This is a genomic window from Streptomyces capoamus, from assembly GCF_014654935.1.
In the GTDB taxonomy this organism is placed as follows: Bacteria; Actinomycetota; Actinomycetes; order Streptomycetales; family Streptomycetaceae; genus Streptomyces; species Streptomyces capoamus.
Map to the genome: position 1 here is coordinate 103,593 of NZ_BNBF01000020.1, position 5,713 is coordinate 109,305.

At 73.8% G+C, this 5,713-nt stretch carries 4 protein-coding genes; 3 read left to right on the top strand and 1 reads right to left on the bottom strand.

What is annotated here, in order from left to right; translation table 11 throughout:
- Nucleotides 1-196: 196 nt before the first annotated feature.
- Nucleotides 197-2,401 (bottom strand): elongation factor G-like protein EF-G2, encoded by a 2,205-nt coding sequence (locus IE312_RS27820; RefSeq protein ID WP_189985048.1) that lies wholly within the window; start codon nt 2,399-2,401, stop codon nt 197-199.
- 306 nt (nt 2,402-2,707) lie between these two features.
- On the opposite strand from IE312_RS27820, the gene pgsA reads away from it, so the two are divergent.
- From pgsA to IE312_RS27835, 3 genes are read left to right on the top strand one after another with little or no spacing between them, the layout of a single operon-like run.
- Nucleotides 2,708-3,373 carry a phosphatidylinositol phosphate synthase gene (gene pgsA / locus IE312_RS27825; protein ID WP_189985049.1) on the top strand — a complete coding sequence of 222 codons (666 nt, stop codon included), beginning with the start codon at nt 2,708-2,710 and terminating at the stop codon, nt 3,371-3,373.
- The gene (locus IE312_RS27830; protein ID WP_189985050.1) at nt 3,370-4,278 is read left to right on the top strand and encodes a phosphatidylinositol mannoside acyltransferase; all 909 of its coding nucleotides are present in this window, start codon (nt 3,370-3,372) and stop codon (nt 4,276-4,278) included. Before pgsA ends, IE312_RS27830 begins: the two co-directional genes overlap by 4 nt.
- A complete protein-coding gene (locus IE312_RS27835) occupies nt 4,275-5,438 on the top strand; it encodes a glycosyltransferase family 4 protein (protein ID WP_189985051.1) in 1,164 nt (387 codons plus the stop codon). The genes IE312_RS27830 and IE312_RS27835 overlap by 4 nt, the downstream gene beginning before the upstream one ends.
- The last annotated feature ends 275 nt before the right edge of the window (nt 5,439-5,713 follow it).

Consider the following 5,713-nt stretch of genomic DNA (forward strand, 5'->3'; position numbering starts at 1 on the left):
CGCCCCCATCGCCGCCTACGCCGTGCCTGCGGCCTTCCCGACTTCCCCGCTCCGCACACCTGTTGACCGCCCCGCCGTGCCGGTACCGGACATGGCCGAACGGCCGCGGCACGGCGTGATCAGGTGATCAGCGTATCCGCCGGCACCGACGACGCGGGGGCGGACGGCCGAAGCCGCCCGCCCGTGCGCCGGCGCACTACCCGTCCTCGTCCCCGGCCTGTTCGCGGATGCGTTCGGCGATCTGCGGCGGCATCGGCTCGTGCCGGGCGTAGCGCCGGTCGAAGCGGGCCGTGCCGTGCGAGAGCGAGCGCAGGTCGACGGCGTACCGGCCGATCTCGAACTCGGGGACCTCGGCACGGATCAACGTCCGGCCCGTACCCACCTGTTCGGTGCCGAGCAGCCGGCCGCGGCGCCCGGACAGGTCGCTCATCACGGCGCCCACGTACTCGTCGCCGACCAGGACGGTCACCTCGGCGACCGGCTCCAGCAGGTGGATGCGGGCGTCCGCCGCGGCCTCCCGCAGCGCGAGCGCGCCCGCCGTCTGGAAGGCGGCGTCGGAGGAGTCCACCGAGTGCGCCTTGCCGTCCAGCAGCGTGACCCGCACGTCGACCAGGGGGTAGCCGGCGGCGACGCCCTTGGCCGCCTGGGCCCGTACGCCCTTCTCGACGGACGGGATGAACTGGCGGGGCACCGCGCCGCCGACCACCTTGTCCACGAACTCGATGCCCGAGCCGCCCGGCAGCGGCTCCACCTCGATCTCGCAGATGGCGTACTGGCCGTGGCCGCCGGACTGCTTGACGTGCCGGCCGCGCCCGCCGGCCTTCGTCGCGAACGTCTCCCGCAGCGAGACCCGGTGCGGGACGACGTCGACCTGGACGCCGTAGCGGTGGCGCAGCCGCTCCAGGGCCACGTCGGCGTGGGCCTCGCCCAGGCACCACAGGACGACCTGGTGGGTGTCCTGGTTCTGCTCCAGGCGCATGGTCGGATCCTCGGCGACCAGCCGGGACAGACCCTGGGAGAGCTTGTCCTCGTCGGCCTTGCTGTGCGCCCGGATGGCGAGCGGCAGCAGCGGGTCGGGCATCTGCCAGGGCTCCATCAGGAGCGGGTCGTCCTTCGCGGACAGGGTGTCGCCGGTCTCGGCGCGGCTCAGCTTGGCCACGCAGACCAGGTCGCCGGCGACGGCGTGGGTGACCGGGCGCTGCTGTTTGCCGAAGGGCATGGACAGGGCGCCGATCTTCTCGTCGACGTCGTGGTCCTCGTGCCCGCGGTCGGCCAGGCCGTGCCCGGAGACGTGCACCGTCTGGTCGGGTCGCAGCGTGCCGGAGAAGACGCGGACCAGCGAGATCCGGCCGACGTAGGGGTCGGAGGAGGTCTTGACGACCTCGGCGACCAGCGGGCCGTCCGTGTCGCACGCCGTCAGCTCGCGGGGCTCGCCGCCGATGGCGGTCACCCCGGGCAGCGGGTGCTCGAACGGGGTCGGGAAGCCCCGGGTGACCAGCTCCAGCAGCTCCACCGTGCCCAGGCCCTGCCTGGCGCCCTCGGCCGCGGGGGCGGCGGCCAGCACCGGGAAGAAGGACCCGCGGGCCACCGCCCGCTCCAGGTCCTCGATCAGCGTCTTGACCTCGACCGGCTCGCCGCCGAGGTAGCGGTCCATCAGGGTCTCGTCCTCGCTCTCGGCGATGATCCCCTCGATGAGCCGGTTGCGGGCCTCCTCGATGTCCGGCAGCTGGTCCTCGCCGGGCTCGGACTCCTTGCGCTCCCCGGTCGAGTAGTCGAACAGCTTCTGGGAGAGCAGTCCGACCAGCCCCGTCACGGGCGCGTGCCCGTCGGGGCCCTCGGGCCCGCGCAGCGGCAGGTACAGGGGCAGGACGGCGTCGGGGTCGTCGCCGCCGAAGGCCTCCGCGCAAGTGCGGGTCATCTCCTCGAAGTCGGACCGCGCGGCCTCCAGGTGCGTGATCACGATCGCCCGGGGCATGCCGACGGCCGCGCACTCCTCCCACACCATCCGGGTCGAGCCGTCGACGCCGTCCGCGGCCGAGACGACGAACAGGGCCGCGTCCGCGGCCCGCAGACCGGCCCGCAGCTCCCCGACGAAGTCGGCGTAGCCGGGGGTGTCCAGCAGGTTGACCTTGATGCCGTCCCAGGCGACCGGCACCAGGGACAGCTGTACGGAGCGCTGCTGCCGGTGCTCGATGTCGTCGTAGTCGGAGACGGTGCCGCCGTCCTCGACGCGGCCCGCCCGGTTCACCGCCCCCGCGGTCAGCGCGAGGGCCTCCACGAGGGTCGTCTTCCCCGAGCCGGAGTGGCCGACCAGAACCACATTGCGTACGGATGCGGGCCGGTCGGCCGCCAGAGCCCTGCCGGCGGCCCCGGGGTGGTGTGACTGTGCCTTGTCGCCCATGATCCTGCCTCCCGTGCACGGTGAGGTCACTGTGGGCGCGGAGGACGCGGGATCCGCGTGCTGAACGGCTCCGGCGACGCCCGCGGTCCTTCGAGCTTTCCACTCCCGTCACGCGGCGTCCATACGAAGGACTACGAAGGGTGCGCGCGCGGCACCGTCGCTGTCACGCACGCCTCGCGCGCGGGGGTGCGCGCCGGTCCCCGGCGCGGCTGCGGGTGCCCGCCCGCCGCGTCCCCGCGCGCGTGGCTACGATGGGCCAGCCGGCGGCCACCAGGGGCCGCGGCGACACCGACCGTCGGGAAGGCCATGCTGAACAAGTACGCGCGTGCATTTTTCACGCGTGTCCTCACACCGTTCGCCGCGTTTCTCATCCGCCGGGGCGTGAGCCCCGACACGGTCACGCTCATCGGCACGGCCGGGGTGGTCGCGGGCGCGCTGGTCTTCTACCCCCGGGGCGAGTTCTTCTGGGGCACGGTCGTCATCACCCTGTTCGTCTTCTCCGACCTGGTCGACGGCAACATGGCCCGCCAGCTGGGCCGCTCCAGCCGCTGGGGCGCCTTCCTGGACTCCACCCTGGACCGGGTCGCCGACGGCGCGATCTTCGGTGGCTTCGCCCTGTGGTACGCGGGCCGGGGTGACGACAACGTGCTGTGCGCCGTCTCGATCTTCTGCCTGGCCAGCGGCCAGGTCGTGTCGTACACCAAGGCGCGCGGCGAGTCGATCGGGCTGCCGGTCGCCGTCAACGGGCTCGTCGAGCGCGCCGAGCGGCTGGTGATCTCGCTGGTCGCCGCCGGTTTCGCCGGCCTGCACGCGTTCGGTGTCCCGGGCATCCAGTGGCTGCTGCCGATCGCGCTGTGGATCGTCGCCGTGGGCAGCCTGGTCACCCTGGTCCAGCGGGTCGTCACGGTCCGCCGCGAGTCCGCCGAGGCGGAGGCGGCCGCCCGGGCCGGCGCCGGCGAGGTGGCGCAGTGAGCACCGCCGACCGGCTCACCGACGCGCTCTACGGGCTCGGCTGGAGCACCGTCAAGAAACTCCCGGAACCGGCCGCGGTGCGCCTCGGCCGGACCATCGCCGACGCCGCCTGGAAACGGCGCGGCAAGGGTGTGCGGCGCCTGGAGGCGAACTACGCGCGCGTGGTGCCCGGTGCCGGGCCGGAGCGGCTCGCCGAGCTGTCCCGGGCGGGCATGCGCTCGTACCTGCGCTACTGGATGGAGTCCTTCCGGCTGCCGGCCTGGAGCGCCGAGCGGGTGCGCGACGGCTTCGAGCCCAAGGACGTCCACCACCTGACCGACGGGCTCGCCTCCGGCCGGGGCGTGATCCTCGCCCTGCCCCACCTGGCCAACTGGGACCTGGCCGGCGCCTGGGTCACCACCGCGCTGCGGACGCCGTTCACGACGGTCGCCGAGCGCCTGAAGCCCGAGACGCTCTACGACCGCTTCGTCGCCTACCGCGAGGGGCTCGGCATGGAGGTGCTGCCGCACAGCGGCGGCTCCGCCTTCGGCACGCTCGCCCGCCGGCTGCGCGACGGCGGCCTGGTCTGCCTGGTCGCCGACCGCGACCTGTCCGCCTCGGGCGTCGAGGTCGGCTTCTTCGGCGAGACGGCCCGCATGCCCGCCGGGCCGGCGCTGCTCGCGCAGCAGACGGGCGCGCTGCTGCTGCCCGTCACCCTCTGGTACGACGACTCGCCCGTCATGAAGGGCCGCGTCCATCCGCCGGTCGAGGTCCCCGGGTCGGGTACGCGGGCCGAGAAGACGTCCGTCATGACACAGGCCCTGGCCGACGCGTTCGCCTCGGGGATCGCCGAGCACCCCGAGGACTGGCACATGCTCCAGCGGCTGTGGCTCGCCGACCTCGACCCCGCGAAGGGACCCGCGTGAGAATCGGGATCGTCTGCCCGTACTCCTGGGACGTGCCCGGTGGCGTCCAGTTCCACATCCGCGACCTCGCCGAGTACTTCCTCCGCCTCGGCCACGAGGTGTCCGTGCTCGCACCGGCCGACGAGGACACCCCGCTGCCGCCGTACGTCGTCTCCGCCGGCCGTGCGGTCCCGGTGCCGTACAACGGCTCGGTGGCCCGGCTGAACTTCGGGTTCCTGTCGGCCGCGCGGGTGCGGCGCTGGCTGCACGAGGGCAAGTTCGACGTGGTGCACATCCACGAGCCGACCTCGCCCTCGCTGGGCCTGCTGACCTGCTGGGCGGCATCCGGTCCGATCGTGGCCACCTTCCACACCTCCAACCCGCGCTCGCGCGCGATGATCGCCGCGTACGCGATCCTGCAGGCCGCGCTGGAGAAGATCAGCGCGCGGATCGCGGTCAGCGAGTACGCCCGCCGCACCCTGGTCGAGCACCTCGGCGGGGACGCGGTGGTCATCCCCAACGGCGTCGACGTGGACTTCTTCGCCGAGGCCGCACCGAAGCCGGAGTGGCAGGGCGACACCCTCGGCTTCATCGGCCGCATCGACGAACCCCGCAAGGGCCTGCCCGTGCTGATGAAGGCCCTGCCGAAGATCCTCGCCGCCCGCCCGCAGACCCGGCTGCTGGTCGCGGGGCGCGGCGACGAGGAGGCGGCCGTGGCGGACCTGCCGAAGGAGCTGCGCTCCCGCGTGGAGTTCCTCGGCATGATCAGCGACGAGGACAAGGCCCGGCTGCTGCGCAGCGTCGACCTGTACGTCGCGCCCAACACCGGCGGGGAGAGCTTCGGCATCATCCTGGTCGAGGCGATGTCGGCGGGCGCCCCCGTGCTCGCCGCCGACCTGGACGCGTTCGTGCAGGTCCTGGACCAGGGCGAGGCCGGCGAGGTGTTCGCCAACGAGGACGCCGACGCGCTCGCCGAGGCGGCCCTACGCCTGCTGCAGGACCCGGCGCGCCGCACCGCACTGCGCGAGCGCGGCAGCGCCCACGTACGGCGGTTCGACTGGTCGACGGTCGGCGCGGACATCCTGTCCGTCTACGAGACGGTCACGGCCGGCGCGGCGGCCGTCGCCGCGGACGACCGGACGACGGGCCTGCGGGCCCGCTTCGGCCTGGCCCGCGACTGAGCCGACGACGCCCCCGTGCCAGGTGGCCGCACCGACCTGAGCGCCCCTGCACCCCGGTGGGGCCGTACCGGCCCGCCCATGCACCGGGCGCAAGCCCCCCGTCCCGCCCGGGGGGTCGTCGGGCTGGTCGGTGCCGGACGGCCGCTGCGGGGCAGCCGATAGCCTTCGGCTGTGACCGCAACCCTCATCTGGATCCTCGTCGCGCTCCTCGCCGTCGGCGTGTACCTCAGCTGGACGGCCGGGCGGCTGGACCGGCTGCACGTGCGGATGGACGC

Coding starts and splice junctions, on each gene's coding strand:
- pgsA (WP_189985049.1), top strand. CDS start 2,708: ATGCTGAACAAGTACGCGCGTGCATTTTTCACGCGTGTCCTCACACCG.
- IE312_RS27820 (WP_189985048.1), bottom strand. CDS start 2,401: ATGGGCGACAAGGCACAGTCACACCACCCCGGGGCCGCCGGCAGGGCT.